Source organism: Streptomyces sp. NBC_01267 (assembly GCF_036241575.1).
Classification (GTDB): Bacteria; Actinomycetota; Actinomycetes; order Streptomycetales; family Streptomycetaceae; genus Streptomyces.
The window spans coordinates 2,045,354-2,060,957 of the sequence record NZ_CP108455.1; the positions used below are offsets into that span (position 1 = coordinate 2,045,354).

Below are 15,604 nucleotides of genomic sequence, written 5' to 3' on the forward strand. Positions count from 1 at the left end.
GTCACGGTTCCGGCCACCGGCGCGGCCACGGTGGGTGAACCACCCGATCGGTGCACAGCGCGCGGGCCCCGCAGAGCGGACCATGGGCAGCAACCGGCTGCGCACCCGCAGCCCATGTCCGCCGTGAGGAGCCCTCATTGCCTCGTGACGCCCGACCCCGGCGCTATCTGATGTGCCCACCGGCACACTTCAGGGTGACGTACTCCATCAACCCGTGGATGGACCCTTCGAAACCGGTCGACCTGCCGCTCGCCCTCGCCCAGTGGGAGGACCTGCGGGACCGCTACCGCTCGCTCGGCCATACCGTCGAGCTGCTCGATCCCCGCCCCGAGCTGCCCGACATGGTCTTCGCCGCCAACGGCGCCACCGTGGTCGACGACCGGGTGCTCGGCGCCCGCTTCGCCCATGCCGAACGGGCCGGGGAGGCCGAGGCGCATCTGGCGTGGTTCCACGCGCACGGCTTCACGGACATCCACCTGCCCGCCCATGTCAACGAGGGCGAGGGGGACTTCGCCGTCACCGCGTCCTTCGTGCTCGCCGGACGGGGCTTCCGCTCCAGCCCGCTGTCGCACGACGAGGCCCAGGAGTTCTTCGGCCGCCCGGTGATCGGCCTCGATCTCGTCGACCCCCGCTACTACCACCTGGACACCGCGCTGAGCGTCCTGGACGACACGGCCGACGAGATCATGTACTACCCGGACGCCTTCTCCCCCGGCAGCCGCTCCGTACTGGCCAGACTCTTCCCCGACGCGCTGATCGCCACCCCGGAGGACGCCGGGGCGCTGGGTCTCAACGCGGTGAGCGACGGCCGCCATGTGCTGCTGCCGCAGGCCGCTGTCGGGCTGTTCGGGCCGCTGCGGGCGCGCGGGTTCGAGCCGCTGGGGATGGATCTGGGCGAGCTGCTCAAGGGCGGCGGCAGCGTCAAGTGCTGTACGCAGGAGCTGCGTCCGTAGCCGGTCGGGAACCGGGCCGGGTGTACGGGTCACGCGTGAGCGGTCGCGCGTGACCCGTTACGGCACGGGCCGTTACCGCATGACCCGTTACCGCGTGGGCAGTTACCGCACGGGCCGTTACGCGTCGGGCGGCCAGGCGTCGCCCCACGCCGTGTCCCGTGCCGCGCGGTAGAGGTCGCCGTGGCGCTTGGACACCGTCTCGCGGACGAGGTCCCCGGCGTCCGTGCACAGCTCCAGCTGGACGAGGCCCTTGCGGATCTGCGGTTTGCGTACGACTCGGGCGGGGACCGTCGCCACGTCACCGCGGAAGGCCGCGACGTAGCTGAACTTCTCGTCCTCGTACGGAAGGGAGCCGCCCTTGATCCGTCGGTGCAGCGAGGAGCGGGTGACCCGCGCCGAGAAGTGGCACCAGTCCGTGCCGCGCTCGATGGGGCAGGCGTCGCTGTGCGGGCAGGGTGCCGCGGTCCGCATCCCCGCCGCGGTCAGCCGGTCGCGGGCCGCCATGATCCGCAGATAGCCGTCGGGGGTGCCCGGTTCGACGATCACGACGGCCGTGGCCGCGGCAGCCGCCGCGTCCACCACGGCGGTGCGGTCGGCCACGGTCAGCTCGCCGAGGACGTACGAGACGGTGACCAGATCGGTGCTCTCCAGGCTGAGCGCCGAGCCGATCCGTGAGCGCCGCCACTCGGCGCCGCGCAGAGCGGGCGAGCCCGACTCCGCGGCCAGTTCACGGCCGAGCGCGAGTGCGGGCTCCGCCCAGTCGAGCACGGTGGTACGGCGGGTCTCGCCGTCCTCCGTGTCCTGCCAGGCCCCGGCCACCGCCCAGCTCGCCGCCCCGGTACCGCCGCCGATGTCGGTGTGGGTGGCGGGCACCCACTCCGGAACCGCGGCCCGGAAGGCGTCGAGCGCGGACCGTACCGCCTCGAAGGTCGCGGGCATCCGGTACGCGGCGTACGCGGCGACGTCCGAACGGTCCCGCAGGACCGGGGCGTCGGTGGGGGTGGTCCCCCGGTAGTTGGCGATCAGCCGCTCGACGGCCTGTGCGGCCTGTTTGGGCGGCAGCCCGTCGAGAAGTCCGGCAAGGGCACTGCGCAGGGCTTCCGCGGTGGGGAGGGAGTCGTTCACCGGAGGAGTTTAGACCGACCGTCGCGGAGGAGGCCGCCTCGGACCGGGAGCCCTCTCCCTGGTCCGGCCTGATCCGGGCGGAAGGCCCGGGTCGGTCTACGCCCTCCGGAAGGCGAGCACCGCGTTGTGCCCGCCGAATCCGAACGAGTGGCTGACCGCGCGCGACACCCGCGTACGGCGGGGCTGTTTGGTGACGCAGTCGATGCCGAACTCCGGCGCCGGGGCCGCCAGGTTGGCGACCGGCGGCACGAGCCCGTGCTGGATGGTCAGGACGGTCAGGGCGGCTTCGATGGCGCCCGCCGCCCCCATGCAGTGACCCAGCACACCCTTGGGCGCGGTCACCGGAGGCCGGTGCGGATAGACCCGGGCGATCAGCCCGGCCTCGGTGGCGTCGTTGAGCGGGGTCGAGGTGCCGTGGGCGTTGACGTGATCGACGTCCGTGGCGTCCCAGCCCGCGTCCCGCAGCGCCGCCTCGGCAGCGGCCACGGCGACGGCACCGTCCGGGCGCGGGCTGGTGGGGTGGTACGCATCGGTGGTGGCACCGGCCCCGGCCAGCAGCGCCCGCGGCACGGCGCCCCGGGCCCGTGCGGCGGATTCGCGTTCCAGGACCATCACCGCCGCGCCCTCCCCCATGACCAGCCCGCGCCGGTCGGCGGCGAAGGGGCGGCTGACCGCGTCCGGTTCCTCGCCCGCTCGCAGCGCCCCGGCCCCCGACCGGGCGAAACCGGTCATCGCGAGCCGGTCGATGATCGATTCGGTGGCCCCGGCGACGGCGATGTCGCACTGTTCGGTGACCAGCAGGTCACGGGCCACGGAGAGTGCGGTGGCCCCGGACGAGCAGGCCGTGCCGGGCGCCAGGCTCGGCCCGGACGCCCGCAGCCGGATGGCGACCTCGGCAGCCGGCATGTTGGCGATGGTGAGCAGGGTGCCCAGCGGTGAGGTGGAATCGGGGCCGCGCCGCTCCAGGACGAGCGACTGCTCGTACAGTCCGGTCGAACCGGCGCTGCTGGTCCCGATGATCACGGCCACCCGCGATCCGTCCCAGGTCGCCGGGGAGAGACCGGCGTCGGCGACGGCCTCCCTCGCAGCGAGGATCGCGAGTCTGACGAAGCGCCCCATGCGGTAGGCGGTACGGCCGCCGACGGCGTCCGCCAGGTCGATTCCGGTGACCGGGCAGGCGAAGTCGATGAGACAGCCGTCCAGTTCGGGAAGGACACGCGCCGTGGAGCGGCCCGCGCACACCCCCCGCCAGGTGGCTTCCGTGTCGTTGCCGGCCGGGGTGATCATGCCCAGGCCGGTGATGGCGACGGGAGAGCGACTCATCGGGAGGCGACCGCGGTGGAATCGTTCAGGAACTCGGTGATCCGGCCGAGCGTGGCGCCCTTGTACGCCGAGTCGGTGTCGGCGTCGACACCGAGGGTCTCCTTGACGATGACGCCCAGTTCGGCGACCGCGAGGGAGTCCATCTCCAGGTCGTCCATGGTGGCCTCGGGGCGCAGTTCACCGGCGGGGACCTTGAAGGTGTTGGTCAGGACGTCGACGAGGGTCGGGTGCAGCTCGGGCATGGTGTTCTCCTCGGTGCGTAGCGTTCGAAATGATGACGGAACGCGGGCTATTGACGTCCTGTCAACGTCCGGATGATCTTCCGGTTACGCAGTGAGGGAAGGTTTTTTCAGTTCTCCGGAGGCACTCCGCACCTGCTCGGGAGGGGTTCCGGAGGGGTGACGGAAGAGCAGCGAGAGAACATGTCCGGTGCCCCAGTACGCGAGCAGGACGACCCGCAGGAACAGCCGGCTCACTTCGACTCCCCCGTACCGGACCGGTGCCACGGCCCCTGGGGATCGTCGTACGCCGCCAGATACCCGGCGCCCGCGATGGGCACATCGGCCAGCCACTCCTCCGGCAGGTCGAACGCCTCGGTCAGCGGCCCCGCCACCGAGGCGATCCGCGCGGCGAGCCGGTCCACCTCGACGGGCAGCTCGCTGATGTGCCGGCCTTCCAGAAATCCCTCGTTCAGCAGATCGCCGGTGTTGCCCGCGATGCGTTCCAGCGCGAACAGCCGCCCCAGCCCGGACAGCCGCTCCCGGGCGGCCGAGCCGGGCGGCAGGGCCGCCACCGCTTCGGTCACCGCCTCGACGGCCCGCAACTGGGCGTGCGCGGTGGCCGCTTTCAGGGCTGCGGTGGCGCCCGCGTTCCACCGGCCGAGGGCGTCACCGGGCGGCGCCTCACGCATCCGCGCGCGGGCCCGGCCGAGTTGGACGGCCTCGACGGCGGCGAGCAGATCGCGCAGGAAGGCGAGGTCGGTGAGTTCGCGTCCCGCGGGGGCCGCCGCCGGGCGCGGCGGGTGCTGGCCCGACACCATCTCGGCCGCCGCCTTGGCGTGGATGGCGAGGTTGTCGCCCTCGGCGGTGATCGTCCCCTCGATCCCGGTGACGAACGCGGCGAGCCCGTTGTTCTCCAACAGGCCCTGGGCGCCGCACCGTTCACGGCATTCGGCGATGACGGTACGCGCCTCCCAGGTGATCCACGCCTTGGCCACCGCGACCAGCCGCTCGGCCGCCGCCCTGTTGCTCTCGTCGTGGTCCGTCCAGGTCCGCTGGACCGTGCGGTGCAGCAGCGTCATCGCGTACGCGGTGGCCAGCGCGGACGCCAGCGGGGCGTGGTGGCTGCGATGGGCCGTCACCGGCACCCGCTCGGCGGCCCGTACCCCGGCGATGATCCGGTGCGAGCCGTAGCGTACGGCCACCGCCAGCGCCGCCCGTACGGAGCCCACCGCGCAGGCGCTCATGCTGAGCTTCCCCGCGGTGACCCGGCCGATCGACAGCAGGAACCGCCTGCGCCGGTTGGCCACGTCACTGCTGAAGACGCCCTCGCCGTCGAGGCGGCCCTGTGGTCCGGCGAGAAGCGCGGAGCGCGGGACGAAGACGTCGCCGAAGGAGGTGACGCAGTGGTCGACGACGCTGCCCATGCGCCGGGGCAGCAGCCTGATCCGTACGCCGGGCAGCGGTCCGGTGGCGTCGGTCAGCGGGGTCAGGAACAGGAAGGCCCCCAGGTCCCGGCCGTCGAGCAGCAGCCGCGCCGCGACCACACCGCTCTTGGGGCCGCCCGCCGTACTGGTGTTGGGCATGAACTTCTGCGCGCCCGCGTGCGGCGTGCGCAGCAGGAAGCCGTCCGCCGCCCGGTCGTACGTGGCGGTCGTCTCCAGCGCCGCGGCGTCGTTGCCGTGGGCGAGCTCCGTGCACAGGAAGGTCCCGACCCGCGACAGGTCGGCGAACTCCGACAGATCGCGCCCCGCGTCGCCGTCGTGGTCCAGCAGGCTGCCGAGGAAGAGGTTGTAGTGGATGCCCGCGACGGTGGCCAGCGCGGTGTCGACCGGGCTGATCCACTCGTGCAGGTTCGCCAGGGCCACCGGGTCGGCGGCCAGCCGGAAGGCGCTGTCCAGCGTGGAGTCGAGGGTGCGCAGCCGCTCGTACGCCAGTCCCAGCTGTTCCTCGGGCGTCAGTCCGGCACGGCGCCGGAAGGGCCCGGTGGTGAGCAGTCTGCGCCAGTGGCCGTGGGTGGCCCGGTGGTCGTCGCCGAACAGGACCCGGACGAGTTCGCCCCGTACGGCGGCCTCCCCGGCGGTCCCCGTCTCCCGCTCCACGGTGTTGTTCACCGTCATGTCTCACGCTCCGCGCTGGAAGGCCAGCACCACGTTGTGCCCGCCGAAGCCGAAGGAGTGGCTGACGGCCGTCTCCACGTGCTCCGGGCGCGCCTGCTTGGTCACACAGTTCAGGTCGAATTCGACGGCCGGGGCGTCGAGGTTGCCGACCGGCGGGATGAGGCCGGTCTCCAGGGTCAGTACGGTCAGCGCGGCCTCGATGGCGCCCGCGGCGGCGAGCGAGTGCCCCAGGACTCCCTTCGCCGAGGTCACCGACGGCCAGTGCGGGAAGACCCGGGTGATCACCGCTGCTTCCATCGCGTCGTTGAGCGGGGTGGAGGTGCCGTGCGCGTTGACGTGCCCGATGTCGTACGGGCTCCAGTCCGCCTCCCGCAGGGCCGCCGCCACCGCGGCCCGCGCGCAGCGGCCCTGCGGGTCGGGGGCGGTCGGGTGGTGGGCGTCGGTGGTGGCGCCCACCCCGGTGAGCAGGGCACGCGCGCGCTGTCCCCGGGCCGCCGCGTCGGCGGCCCGCTCCAGCACCAGTACCCCGGCGCCCTCCGCCATGACGAACCCGTCCCGGTCCCCGGCGAACGGACGGGACGCCGCTCCGGGGTCCTCGGTACGCCGCGAGAGCGCCCCCAGCTGTGTGAACCCGGACACCACCAGCGGCTGGAGCACCGATTCGGCGCCGCCGGCCACCACCACGTCGCACTGCCCGGACGCCAGCAGGTCGCGGGCGACGGCGATGGCCGTGGCGCCCGAGGCGCAGGCGGTGGCGGGGGCCAGGCTGGGGCCGTGGGCCCGGAGTGCGATGGCCACCTCGCCCGCCGCCGCGTTCGGGATCATCATCGGGACCAGCAGCGGGGAGACCGACTCCGGGCCCGTGGTGTGCAGCTTCAGCACGTTGTCGGTGAGTACGGAGACCCCGCCGACGCCGACGCCGATGATCACTCCCACCCGGCTGCCGTCCCAGCTCGCCGGGTCGAGTCCGGCGTCCGCGACGGCCTGCCGCGCGGCGATCAGCGCCAGCTTGACGAACCGGTGCATGCGCCAGGTCCGGCGCCCGCCCACCAGCGCGTCCACGTCGGCGTCGACCGGGCAGGCGAAGTCCACGGGCAGGCCGTGGAGTTCGGGCAGGCGGCGGGCGGTGGGCAGGCCCGCGCACACCTGCTCCCAGGTGGTGTGCGTGTCCGCCCCGGCCGGGGTGATCATCCCCAAGCCGGTCACGGCGATCTCGGGTGTCGTCATGAGAGCTCCTCGGAGAGTGCCGCCACGGCGGACGGCGTGGAGGTGGTACGGGAAGCGGCGGGCGGGGCGGAAGCCGTACGGGAGGCGGCCCGGCGCGTGCCGGGCGCGTCGGAACCGGCCCAGCGCAGGGCGGCCGACCCCCAGGTCAGCCCGCCGCCGAAGGCGGTCAGCAGCACCCGGTCGCCGGACCGCAGGACGCCCCGGGCGTCGGCGTCGGCCAGCGCGAGCGGAAGGGAGGCCGCGCCGGTGTTCCCGACCCGGTCCAGATGGGTCACGCACCGCGCCGGATCGATCCCCACCCGCTCGGCGACCGCGCTCAGGATCCGGGCGTTGGCCTGGTGCGGTACGAAGTGGTCGACCTGGTCCGGCTCCCAGCCCACCTTCGCGAGCAGCGCCCGGCACGAGCCGGTCATCCGCTCGACGGCGTGCTGGTACACCGGCCCGCCGCGCATACGGAAGTAGCCGTCGCCCGGTCCGTGGGGCGCCGCGGACGCCCGCGCCCGGGAACCGCCGCCGGCCACGGTGATCAGGTCGTACCCGGTGCCGTCACTGCCCAGGTCGAAGCCGAGCAGTTCGCCGGGGGCCCCGGCGGGCCCCGCCGCGACCAGGGCGGCGCCCGCGCCGTCGCCGAAGACGACGCCGGGCCCGCGGTCGTCGGGGTCCAGCCAGGTGGAGTACGTGTCGGCCCCGGCCAGCAGGACGCGCCCGGCGACCCCCGCGGCCACCAGGCCCTGCGCGTAGGCCAGTCCGTAGACGAATCCGCTGCACACCGCCGACACGTCGACGGCGGCGACCGTGCCGAGGCCCAGGCGGGCGGCGACGGCGGGCGCGGTGGCCGGGCAGGGGTGGTCCGGGGTGGCGGTCGCCAGGACGAGCGCGTCGACCTCGGGGTGGCCGGTGCGCTCCAGGAGCCGCCGGGCCGCCTCGTAGGCGAGGTCGCCGGTGGACACACCGGGACCGGCCCGGTGGCGGGCCCCGATGCCGGTCCTGGTCCGTACCCAGGCGTCGTCCACGCCCCAGTGCGTGGGTAAGTCGTCGTTCGTCACCCGCTGCGGTGGCACCCACCCGGCCACCGACTCCACGAGAGCCATCTGTTCCCCCCTCGTCATTCGATGTCTGCGGCAGCAGAACGGCATCCGAGGGGGAAGGGTTTCGCAGCAGGGGGCCGAACGGGTGGGCTCGGTTCATATGTTCGAAGTGCAGACCCGCACCGCGATGACCTGCGAAGGTATGCCTATGGCAGTTGCGGTGCCGCCGGGGCCATGCGCTGCCACGGCCGGCACAGCGCCAGGAAGCAGATTGCCGCGCTCACCGCGCACACCAGCTGCACCACGGCCATCGGCACGGCCGTCGCGTCGCCCGCGATGCCGACGAGCGGGGACGCCACCCCGCCGAGCAGGAACGTCGACGTGCCGAGCAGCGCCGATGCCGAACCGGCGGCGTGCGGCGTACGCATCAGGGCCTGCGCGTTGGTGTTCGGCATCGCGAGCCCCATCGCCGACATCAGGACGAAGAGAGCAGCCGCGACCGGGAAGAGACCGACGTGGCCGAAGACCCCGGACGTCATCAGCAGCAGCGCCGTGGCGGCGAGCGCGATGACGGTCAGCCCGAAGCCGAGCGCCTTGTCCAGGCTGACCCGGCCGACCAGCAGCTTGCCGTTGATCTGGCCGACCGCGACCAGCCCGACGGAGTTGATCCCGAAGAGCAGGCTGAAGGTCTGGGGCGATGCGCCGTAGATGTCCTGGATCACGAAGGGCGAGGCCGAGACGTACGCGAAGAGCGCCCCGAAGGCGAACCCGCCGGCCAGCAGATAGCCGGTGAAGACCCGGTCGGCGAGCAGCGAGCGCATCGTCCGCAGCGCGTGCCCGATGCCGCCGGTGTGCCGCCGCTCGGGCGGCAGCGTCTCGTGCAGCCACTTCCACACCACGAGGGTCAGCAGCGCGCCGACGACGGTGAGCACGACGAACACCCCGCGCCAGTCGGTGATCTGGAGGATCTGGCCGCCGATGAGCGGGGCGACGATCGGGGCGGCCCCGGAGATCAGCATCAGGGTGGAGAAGAACCGGGCCATCTCCATGCCGTCGTACAGATCGCGCACCACGGCACGGGCGATGACGACGCCCGCGGAGCCGGCCAGCCCCTGCAACAGCCGGAAGGTGATGAGCAGTCCGACGCTGGGCGCGAAGGCGCAGACGGCGGTGGCGGCGACGTAGACGACCATGCCGATGAGCAGCGGACGGCGGCGCCCCCACTTGTCACTCATCGGGCCGATGACGAGCTGGCCGAGCGCCATGCCGATCAGACAGGCGGTGAGGGACAGCTGGACGGTGGCGGCGGGTGAGTGCAGCGCGTCCGTGACCTCGGGCAGCGCGGGGAGGTACATGTCCATCGACAGCGCGGGCAGCGCGGTGAGCCCGCCGAGGACGAGGGTGACCAGGATTCCGGCGGTACGGGCGACGGCAGGGGCAGGGTGCCCGGTGCGTATGTGGTCCGGGGCAGAGGTCTTCGGCATGGCCTCTATGCTCTCAGCTCAGACCGTGTGGTAATGACGATTCAGGCCGACCGGCAGTCGGGGAGCGGGCGCCGCTACCCGGCTGCCGGTCGGTCCTGTGGAGGCCGGAATGGACAGAACCGTGCGCTGGGGCATCATCGCGACGGGTGGCATAGCCGCCACTTTCACCGCTGACCTGCAGGAGCTGCCGGGCGCGGAGGTGGTCGCGGTGGCCTCCCGCGCGCTCGCTCCGGCGAAGGAGTTCGCCGGACGCTTCGGCATTCCCCGGGCGTACGGCAGCTGGGACGAGCTGGCGGCCGACGAGGACGTCGATGTGGTGTACGTCGCCACCCCGCACTCCGCGCACCGGGCCGCCGCCGGGCTCTGCCTGGAGGCGGGCCGCGGGGTGCTGTGCGAGAAGGCGTTCACGCTGAACGCGCGGGAGGCGGGCGAACTGGTGGGCCTCGCCCGTTCCCGCGGCAGCTTCCTGATGGAAGCCATGTGGATGTACTGCAACCCGCTCGTCCGGCGGCTGGTGGAGCTCGTACGGGACGGGGCGATCGGCGAGATCCGCACCGTCCAGGCCGACTTCGGACTGGAGGGACCGTTCGACGCGGGCCACCGGCTGCGCGACCCGGCCCAGGGCGGCGGCGCGCTGCTCGACCTCGGGGTCTACCCGGTGTCCTTCGCCCAGCTGCTGCTCGGCGAGCCCGACCGGGTGGCGGCGCACGCGCTGCTCTCGCCGGAGGGCGTGGATCTGAACACCGGGATGCTGCTCGGCTGGGACAGCGGGGCGAGCGCGCTGCTGAGCTGCTCGGTGACCGCGGACACCCCGCGGACGGCCGCGGTGACGGGCACGGCGGGCCGGATCGAGTTCCCGCCCGGCTTCTTCTACCCGGAGCGGTTCGTGCTGCACCGGGTGGGCCGGGAGCCCGAGGAGTTCACCCTCGGGCAGGCCGGGAGCGGGCTGCACGGCATGCAGTACGAGGCCGCCGAGGTGATGCGTGCCCTGCGCGCGGGTGAGACCGAGTCCCCGCTGGTACCGCTCGACGGCACGCTCGCGGTGATGCGGACCCTCGACGCGGTACGGGACCGTATCGGCGTCCGCTACCCGGTGGACCTGTCGTAACCTGCGCCCTCATGAGCACCATGAGCACACCCACGGACCCGCCCCCGCGCACATCCCGCAGGACGGCGGTGGTGACCGGCGCGGGCTCGGGGATCGGCCGCAGCGTCGCGCTGACCCTGGCGGAGGCGGGCTGGTCGGTGGCGCTGGCCGGCCGCCGTACGGAGAAACTGGCCGAGACGGCGTCACTGACCGGCGGCGAGACCCTGCCGGTCCGCACGGACGTCTCGTCGCCGGACGAGGTGACCGCCCTGTTCGCGGAGGTACGGGACCGCTGGGGCCACCTGGACCTGCTCTTCAACAACGCGGGCATCTCGGGCCCCGGCGGGGTGCCGGTCGAGGACCTTCCGTACGCGGCGTGGCAGAAGGTGGTCGACACCAACCTGACGGGGTCGTTCCTGTGCGCGCAGGCGGCGTTCCGGCTGATGAAGGAGCAGCAGCCGCAGGGCGGCCGGATCATCAACAACGGCTCGATCTCGGCGCACACACCGCGCCCGGACTCGATCGCGTACACGGCGACGAAGCACGCCCTGACGGGCCTGACGAAGTCCCTTTCGCTGGACGGCCGTCCGTACCGCATCGCCTGCGGGCAGATCGACATCGGCAACGCGGCGACCGAGATGACGGAGCGGATGCGGCAGGGGATCCGCCAGGCGAACGGGGAACTGGCGGTGGAGCCGGTGATGGCGGCGGCGGACGTGGCGAGGACGGTGCTGCACATGGCGGAGCTGCCGCTGGAGGCGAACGTGCAGTTCGCGACGGTGCTGGCCACGACCATGCCGTACGTGGGGCGCGGCTGACGCGGGGGCGCCCGGCATGACGGCGCGCCGTGGCAGGGTGCCGTCATGGACGAACACGCCTGGACGACCGTCACCCGACTCCACGCCTGGCTGGAGGAGTCCGCCACCCGGCCGCCCCGCGAGGAGACGCTGCTCCGGGTGCTGAAACTCTCCGAGGAGGTCGGGGAGGTGGCGCAGGCCGTCATCGGCGCCACCGGCCAGAACCCGCGCAAGGGGCGGTCGCACAGCTGGCAGGACGTGGAGGCCGAGCTGTGCGACGTGATCGTGACGGCGATGGTGGCGCTGCGCACGCTGACCCCGGACGCGGCCGGGGTCTTCGCCGCCCATGTGCAACGGGTCGCGGACCGTTCCCTCGGCGGTGCCGCGCCGCCGTCCCCCGACCCCGCCTCCGACACCCGGGAATGACCACGGAGCGGCGGAAGTTACGTCGACATGACACCACTTCCCCGCCCCGAGATCCTCCGCTACACCGCCTTCTCCGCCGACCCCGCCGGGGGCAATCCCGCCGGGGTCGTCCTGGACGCCGCGGGGCTCGGCACCGCGGAGCAGCTCGCCATCGCCGCGGAGCTCGGGTACAGCGAGACCGCGTTCCTGACCGCGCCGCCGGAGGGGCTCGGCGGGGAGCCCGGCCGGGCGTACACCGTGCGGTACTTCAGCCCCCGGGCCGAGGTGCCCTTCTGCGGGCACGCCACCATCGCCACGGCCGTCGCCTTCGCGGAACGGCACGGCCCCGGCGACCTGCTCCTCGCCACCCGGGCGGGTACGGTCCCGGTCGCCGTGACCGAGCGGGACGGGGTGCTGCGGGCGACGCTGACAAGCGTGGCGCCCGCCGTCCTCGACGTGACGGCGGAGGACGTGGCCGAGGCACTCGCCGCTCTCGGCTGGTCCGCCGCCGACCTGGACCCGGCGCTCGCGCCCCGGATCGCGTACGCGGGAGCCCGCCATCTGGTGCTGGCGGCAGCGACCCGGTCCCGGCTGGCGGACCTGTCGTACGACTTCGACCGGCTGGCCGCGTTCATGCGCGGCCTGGACCTCACCACGCTCCAACTGGTGTGGCGCGAGTCGGAGTCCGTCTTCCACGTCCGCGACCCGTTCCCGGTGGGCGGGGTGGTGGAGGACCCGGCGACGGGGGCCGCTGCCGCCGCGTTCGGCGCGTACGCACGGGAGTTGGGCCTGGTCGCGGCGGATGCGGTCCTCACCCTGCACCAGGGCGCGGACCTCGGCCGCCCCGGCGAGCTGACCGTCGAACTGCGCGCGGGTGACGAGCGGGTGCGGGTGAGCGGCACGGGCGCCCGGATCGCGGACTGAACCCCCCGGCGGCCGGCCACTGCCCGCCGCCGGTCCGGCCGATCGCGGTGGCGCCGGTCCGGCCGATGGCCGGTGTCACCGTCCGCGTCAGTGCTTGCGCCTGCGGCGGGGACGCCGGTTGCGCAGGGCCACCGTGCCGACCGCGAGCAGCGCGGCCACTCCCCCGCCCGCTCCGAGCAGCGGCCAGGAGCTGCTGTCGCCCGTCCCGCTGCCGCCGGACACCGCGGCCCGCGCGGCCCGCGGACCCGCGGCCGGGGAGGCGGTCCTGAGGCCGCCGCCCTCGCTGAGCGGGTCGACGAGCGTACCGACGGGGGTCACCTTGTCCACCGCCCTGAACCCCCAGTCCAGCAGGGCCGAGGTCTCCTTGTACACCGCGTCGTAGCCGACCGCCGGGTGCATGACGGTGACCAGCAGAGTGCGGCCCTCGCGGGTGGCGGCTCCGGTGAAGGTGTTGCCCGCGTGCGTGGTGTAGCCGTTCTTGACGCCGATCATCCCGGCGTACGTGCCGAGCAGCCGGTCGGTGTTCTGGATCTGGAACTTCTTGCCTCCCCGGCCGGGGAATTCGGCGACGCGGGTGGCGCAGTAGCCCCGGAAGTCGGTGTTCCTGAGCCCGTGCCTGGCGAACAGCGACAGGTCGTACGCGGACGACAGCTGCCCGGGGTGGTCGTAGCCGTCGGGGCTGACCACATGTGTGTCGAGGGCCTGGAGGTCCACGGCTTTCGCGGCCATCTCACCGACCGTGCCGGCCACACCGCCGTTCATGGAACTCAGCACATGGACGGCGTCGTTGCCGGAACGCAGGAAGACCCCCTGCCACAACTGGTCGACGGTGTACGTGGTTCCGGCCTCGACGCCCACGAGGCTGCTGCCCGCCGGAATCCCCGCCAGATCGGCGGCGGTCACCTTGTGCTTCTGCGCCTTGTCGAACTTGGGGAGCACGGTGTCGGCGAAGAGCATCTTCAGCGTGGAGGCGGGCGGCAGCGGCCGGTGGGGCCGGTAGGCGGCCAGCACCTCACCGCTGTCGTAGTCCGCGACGAGCCACGACTGAGCGGCGGCGCGCGGCAACGCGGGCGCACCGGCGCGGCGTCTGACCTGTATCCCGTCGAGGCCCAGCCGCTCACCGCCGATCACGGTGGCGGCCGAGGCCGGGGTGGCCCCGGAGACGAGAAGCGCGGCGGGCACGGCAGCGGCGGCGAGGCCGAGCACTGCGCGCCGGGAGTGCGAAGCGTTGCTGGTCACTGAGGGATCGTACGAACCTGAGCGGCGGGCGGGTGCGGCGGGGCCGGTCTCACCCCTCGCACGGGTGCTGTTCCTGTGCGTGTCCGTCACCGGATCCACCCGAACGCATGTCGCCCTTGTCCGAGTACATGCCTGTATTGCGGGTAAGTAACCCATGTGGGGGCGAGAATCCAGCGCCCGGAGGTGTCTTATGAGCACCACCTATGAGAAGGACGACTTCTACTCACGCGACAGGTCGCCCAACGCGACCATGCCGGAGGACCGCCCCCGTGGAGGCGGACCGAGAGCGCCACTGAAACACCGCGGGCCGCTGACCGTGGTCCTGATGACCGCGGCCATCATCCTGCTGATCATCGTGGGAGTCGCGCTCTTCCCGTGACCGAAGCGTCTTCCCGTGACCGAAGCGACGCCGACCGTGCCGGCACCCTGACACCCGACGCGGTCGGCGTCGTGCGCTGCCGCTAGGGCACCCGGTGCGGGGCGCGGCGGACGGCGAGGACCGCCAGGTCGTCCTGTTGGGACCCGGCGGTGAAGGCACTCACGTCGTCGACGAGTGAACCGATGAGTTGGCCTGCGGTGATGTCGACGCGCCCGGTCAGGCGCGTTTCCAGCGGATAGAACGCGCCCTCGGGCGATCGGGCCTCGGTCAGACCGTCGGTGCACAGCAGCAGCGTGGCCCCGGTGGGGAACGGGAACCACTCCACCGTGCGCGGCTCGTCGACCAGGCTCGCCAGACCGAGCGGCACATGCTCGGTCCCCGCGGCGACGGCCGTGACCGCTCCGTCGTGCAGCAGGTAGGGCGGGATGTGCCCACAGGTGACGACCTGGGTCTCGGTGCTCTTGTCCACGCCCAGGACGAGCGCGGTGACGAACCGTTCCGGCTCGCCGCGCTGTGCCGCGTAGTCGTTGTGGCGGACGACTGCCGCTTCGAGCGCGTCGATGAGCAGGGTCATCGTCGGCTCGCGGTGGGCGGCCTCGCGGAAGGCACCCACGACATCGATGGCCATGCCGATGGCGGGCAGCCCCTTCCCCTGGACGTCGCCGATCAGCACCCGGGTGCCCCAAGGGGTGGCTGCCACGTCGTAGATGTCGCCGCCGACGAGCTTGTCCTGCTGCAGCGGCTCGTAGACACCGTCCACGAGGACGTCGTCGGTGAGCAGCGGCAGGGGCCGCAGGATCTGCCGCTGCATCGCGGCTGCGGTCGAGCGCAGCCGCACCAGCGCCGCCTCGCGCGTGAGGCGAATCCGGGAGCTGTAGACGGCCAGCGCACCGAAGCCGATGGCGAACAGCGCCAGGATCACCCGGTCGACGAAACGCTCCTCGGACCGGATGAACACCGGCACGATGACGAAGGCTGTCACCCAGGCGGAGACCAGGGCCGTCTGGCGCGGGCTGCACAGCGCGGCGGCGAACGCCGGCAGGAACACCAGCAGGCCGAGAAGGAAGACCGCGGCTCCGGTCAGCAGGACAAGGGTGACCGCCACCGCTGTCGTGGCCACCGTCGCCCAGACGACATTGCGGGTGGAAGGCGTGCGAATGGCGGTGTCTTCGTCGCTGCGGTCCGCCAGGTCGGGTGCCGAGCGCAGTGCCGCACGCAACGAACGGAACATGCGGGCATCCTCCAGCGGCACTTGTGGTCGGGCTGGTGCGAGTGCCGCACGCGGCGGCAGACAG

At 73.0% G+C, this 15,604-nt stretch carries 15 protein-coding genes; 6 read left to right on the top strand and 9 right to left on the bottom strand.

The genetic code is table 11. From position 1 onward, the window contains the following. Window positions 1-50 precede the first annotated feature (50 nt). Window positions 51-953, top strand: coding sequence for a dimethylargininase (gene ddaH / locus OG709_RS09385; RefSeq protein WP_353961842.1), 903 nt, complete (start codon window positions 51-53; stop codon window positions 951-953). A 117-nt stretch (window positions 954-1,070) separates the two neighbouring features. On the opposite strand, the gene OG709_RS09390 is transcribed toward ddaH, so the two are convergent. The 7 genes from OG709_RS09390 to OG709_RS09420 form a co-directional block, all read right to left on the bottom strand. Next, window positions 1,071-2,078 (bottom strand): small ribosomal subunit Rsm22 family protein, encoded by a 1,008-nt coding sequence (locus OG709_RS09390; protein WP_250304380.1) that lies wholly within the window; start codon window positions 2,076-2,078, stop codon window positions 1,071-1,073. 96 nt (window positions 2,079-2,174) lie between these two features. Then, a complete protein-coding gene (locus OG709_RS09395) occupies window positions 2,175-3,401 on the bottom strand; it encodes a beta-ketoacyl-[acyl-carrier-protein] synthase family protein (protein ID WP_329165580.1) in 1,227 nt (408 codons plus the stop codon). Then, window positions 3,398-3,643 (bottom strand): acyl carrier protein, encoded by a 246-nt coding sequence (locus tag OG709_RS09400; protein ID WP_250304376.1) that lies wholly within the window; start codon window positions 3,641-3,643, stop codon window positions 3,398-3,400. Before OG709_RS09400 ends, OG709_RS09395 begins: the two co-directional genes overlap by 4 nt. A 230-nt stretch (window positions 3,644-3,873) precedes the next feature. Next, the gene (locus OG709_RS09405) at window positions 3,874-5,739 is read right to left on the bottom strand and encodes an acyl-CoA dehydrogenase family protein (protein ID WP_308409505.1); all 1,866 of its coding nucleotides are present in this window, start codon (window positions 5,737-5,739) and stop codon (window positions 3,874-3,876) included. Between the two features lie 3 nt (window positions 5,740-5,742). Continuing rightward, window positions 5,743-6,966 carry a beta-ketoacyl-[acyl-carrier-protein] synthase family protein gene (locus OG709_RS09410; RefSeq protein ID WP_329165582.1) on the bottom strand — a complete coding sequence of 408 codons (1,224 nt, stop codon included), beginning with the start codon at window positions 6,964-6,966 and terminating at the stop codon, window positions 5,743-5,745. Beyond that, window positions 6,963-8,057, bottom strand: coding sequence for a beta-ketoacyl-ACP synthase 3 (locus OG709_RS09415; RefSeq protein WP_250304372.1), 1,095 nt, complete (start codon window positions 8,055-8,057; stop codon window positions 6,963-6,965). The genes OG709_RS09410 and OG709_RS09415 overlap by 4 nt, the downstream gene beginning before the upstream one ends. Window positions 8,058-8,200: 143 nt before the next feature. Further along, a complete protein-coding gene (locus OG709_RS09420; RefSeq protein WP_250304370.1) occupies window positions 8,201-9,478 on the bottom strand; it encodes a multidrug effflux MFS transporter in 1,278 nt (425 codons plus the stop codon). 109 nt (window positions 9,479-9,587) lie between these two features. Between OG709_RS09420 and OG709_RS09425 the strand changes: the two genes are divergently transcribed. Genes OG709_RS09425 through OG709_RS09440 form a run of 4 tightly spaced genes read left to right on the top strand, consistent with a single transcriptional unit; the run spans window position 9,588 to window position 12,691 of the window. Then, window positions 9,588-10,586, top strand: a complete 999-nt coding sequence (locus OG709_RS09425; protein ID WP_250304368.1) for a Gfo/Idh/MocA family protein — start codon at window positions 9,588-9,590, stop codon at window positions 10,584-10,586. Window positions 10,587-10,597: 11 nt separating this feature from the next. Continuing rightward, on the top strand, window positions 10,598-11,383 hold the full coding sequence (locus tag OG709_RS09430) for an SDR family oxidoreductase (RefSeq protein ID WP_250304367.1): 786 nt from the start codon (window positions 10,598-10,600) through the stop codon (window positions 11,381-11,383). Window positions 11,384-11,428: 45 nt separating this feature from the next. Continuing rightward, window positions 11,429-11,788, top strand: coding sequence for a MazG-like family protein (locus OG709_RS09435; RefSeq protein ID WP_250304366.1), 360 nt, complete (start codon window positions 11,429-11,431; stop codon window positions 11,786-11,788). A gap of 27 nt (window positions 11,789-11,815) precedes the next feature. Beyond that, window positions 11,816-12,691 (top strand): PhzF family phenazine biosynthesis protein, encoded by an 876-nt coding sequence (locus OG709_RS09440; protein WP_329165584.1) that lies wholly within the window; start codon window positions 11,816-11,818, stop codon window positions 12,689-12,691. Window positions 12,692-12,778: 87 nt separating this feature from the next. Here the strand turns inward: OG709_RS09440 and OG709_RS09445 are convergent, their stop codons facing one another. Beyond that, window positions 12,779-13,930, bottom strand: a complete 1,152-nt coding sequence (locus OG709_RS09445) for a D-alanyl-D-alanine carboxypeptidase family protein (RefSeq protein WP_326695001.1) — start codon at window positions 13,928-13,930, stop codon at window positions 12,779-12,781. Window positions 13,931-14,120: 190 nt separating this feature from the next. Here OG709_RS09445 and OG709_RS09450 point away from each other — a divergent pair, with 190 nt between their 5' ends. After that, a complete protein-coding gene (locus OG709_RS09450) occupies window positions 14,121-14,309 on the top strand; it encodes a hypothetical protein (RefSeq protein ID WP_250304360.1) in 189 nt (62 codons plus the stop codon). An 82-nt stretch (window positions 14,310-14,391) separates the two neighbouring features. On the opposite strand, the gene OG709_RS09455 is transcribed toward OG709_RS09450, so the two are convergent. Beyond that, on the bottom strand, window positions 14,392-15,540 hold the full coding sequence (locus OG709_RS09455; protein ID WP_250304358.1) for a PP2C family protein-serine/threonine phosphatase: 1,149 nt from the start codon (window positions 15,538-15,540) through the stop codon (window positions 14,392-14,394). Between the last annotated feature and the right edge of the window lie 64 nt (window positions 15,541-15,604).

What these genes read in the sequence shown, in the direction of transcription:
- OG709_RS09450 (WP_250304360.1), top strand. Translation starts at nt 14,121, where the DNA reads ATGAGCACCACCTATGAGAAGGACGACTTCTACTCACGCGACAGGTCG.
- OG709_RS09440 (WP_329165584.1), top strand. Translation starts at nt 11,816, where the DNA reads ATGACACCACTTCCCCGCCCCGAGATCCTCCGCTACACCGCCTTCTCC.
- OG709_RS09410 (WP_329165582.1), bottom strand. Translation starts at nt 6,966, where the DNA reads ATGACGACACCCGAGATCGCCGTGACCGGCTTGGGGATGATCACCCCG.
- OG709_RS09435 (WP_250304366.1), top strand. Translation starts at nt 11,429, where the DNA reads ATGGACGAACACGCCTGGACGACCGTCACCCGACTCCACGCCTGGCTG.
- OG709_RS09455 (WP_250304358.1), bottom strand. Translation starts at nt 15,540, where the DNA reads ATGTTCCGTTCGTTGCGTGCGGCACTGCGCTCGGCACCCGACCTGGCG.
- OG709_RS09430 (WP_250304367.1), top strand. Translation starts at nt 10,598, where the DNA reads ATGAGCACCATGAGCACACCCACGGACCCGCCCCCGCGCACATCCCGC.
- OG709_RS09415 (WP_250304372.1), bottom strand. Translation starts at nt 8,057, where the DNA reads ATGGCTCTCGTGGAGTCGGTGGCCGGGTGGGTGCCACCGCAGCGGGTG.
- OG709_RS09420 (WP_250304370.1), bottom strand. Translation starts at nt 9,478, where the DNA reads ATGCCGAAGACCTCTGCCCCGGACCACATACGCACCGGGCACCCTGCC.
- OG709_RS09395 (WP_329165580.1), bottom strand. Translation starts at nt 3,401, where the DNA reads ATGAGTCGCTCTCCCGTCGCCATCACCGGCCTGGGCATGATCACCCCG.
- OG709_RS09400 (WP_250304376.1), bottom strand. Translation starts at nt 3,643, where the DNA reads ATGCCCGAGCTGCACCCGACCCTCGTCGACGTCCTGACCAACACCTTC.
- OG709_RS09425 (WP_250304368.1), top strand. Translation starts at nt 9,588, where the DNA reads ATGGACAGAACCGTGCGCTGGGGCATCATCGCGACGGGTGGCATAGCC.
- OG709_RS09405 (WP_308409505.1), bottom strand. Translation starts at nt 5,739, where the DNA reads ATGACGGTGAACAACACCGTGGAGCGGGAGACGGGGACCGCCGGGGAG.